We start from the raw sequence: 1,610 nt of genomic DNA, 5'->3' as shown, positions 1-1,610 counted from the left end.
ATCAAATTCAGAGCGGTTTTTATTTGATAGGTATTTTTTGACTCTTGTTTTGATCATGATACTTTTCTTGAGGCGTTAGCGGAGCTTTGCTGAGGCAATCGCTCTCTATTTTGCAGCGTTGGCGGAGCAAGTGCGACAGCTATATCGCTCTACATTACCATACGCTATATATGCTGTCTTTGCGTAAGTCCTGATACTATACTTTGAAAAGCCCTGCCCTCCTGGGAGGGGTTAGGGGTGGGTCTCCATCTGCCCATCTCCCCACACTCCCCATCTCCCCACACTTGTCAATTCAGGATAAGATACAAATATGGCAACTATAGATATCCAAGGGGTTCCACACGCCTACGAATTGACAAACCCCACAAAATCCCCCCATGTGCTTATTTTTATACATGGCTGGCTCTTAAGCCGTAACTACTGGCAACCTTTAATCCAAAGACTTTCACCAGATTACCAATGTTTATCTTACGATTTGCGCGGATTCGGTGATTCTCAAATCCACTCAACCCAAAAAAAATTAGTTTTCAACTACAGTCCCGCAGCTTATGTAGAAGACCTGACAATATTATTACAGAAACTCAATATATCTAGTGCCTGGCTCATTGGCCACTCTTTAGGAGGCACAATTGCCTTGTTAGGAGCGAATAGAATGTTCGATATTATCAAGGCAGTGGTCTGTATCAACTCTGGTGGTGGAATTTACATTAAAGAAGAATTTGAACGATTTAGGTTTGCAGGGGCACAACTTATCAAATTTCGTCCTAGTTGGCTATCTTATTTGCCTCTGACAGACTTAATGTTTACAAGAACTCAAGTGGCCACACCAATCTCTCGTAAATGGGGACGACAACGATTAACTGATTTTCTTGGAGCATCTTATGAAGCAGCTCTGGGGACACTATTAGACTCCACTACAGAATCAGAAGTTCATAACCTTCCACTGGTAGTCTCAAAATTGAAGCAACCTGTTTATTTTATTGCTGGAGCAAAAGACCAAATAATGGCTCCTAAATATGTAAAACATTTAGCTAGTTTTCACTGGATGTTTCAAGGCCACGGTGGAAATGTCCTAGAAATTCCTGAATGTGGTCATCTAGCAATGTTAGAAAAGCCTAATGCTGTAGCGGCTCATATCCGAAGTCTTTTGGCAAAGGAAATATAAATTATGACTAAAATTAAAGCCATCCATTCTGTACGTTGCCCTACCGACGGCTCCCTTAGCTGAGTTCTGACTTCCCCTCCAGGGACCTGTGAGGGATGGGTTGACTCCTAAGAAATATCCTAGCTATTTGTAGTAAGCATTTATCAATTTGGTGTTACCTAAGTTAAGCATTAATTCGTAGACTTAGAAATACCAAGCTAAAAATTTTCTCCTCTAAATATATAACTGTATTTTTTATTTTGGAGATATCTACTTCTTATTCATTCCTATTCTTAACTTATCATTTTTTTTGCTTCCTCAACATGAAGTCCAAGAATTACAACCATAAGGGGGTTGGTAAGGGGGTGCTGGTTTCCCCACTCCTCCACAGGGTGGGGCGGAAAGCACCCCCTTACATAAATAAATGTTGATCCGCTTCGATCAAGATGTTTGTCTACCTCCCGAC

1 protein-coding gene is annotated in these 1,610 nt (G+C 41.1%); it reads left to right on the top strand.

The genetic code is table 11. From position 1 onward, the window contains the following. Window positions 1–310: 310 nt before the first annotated feature. Complete coding sequence (locus F6K13_RS32245; RefSeq protein WP_124146577.1) at window positions 311–1,165, top strand: alpha/beta fold hydrolase; 855 nt, start codon at window positions 311–313, stop codon at window positions 1,163–1,165. Window positions 1,166–1,610: the final 445 nt, after the last annotated feature.

Source organism: Okeania sp. SIO2B9 (genome assembly GCF_010672505.1).
Lineage (GTDB): Bacteria > Cyanobacteriota > Cyanobacteriia > Cyanobacteriales > Microcoleaceae > Okeania > Okeania hirsuta.
This window is presented reverse-complemented; position numbering and strand designations above follow the sequence as displayed.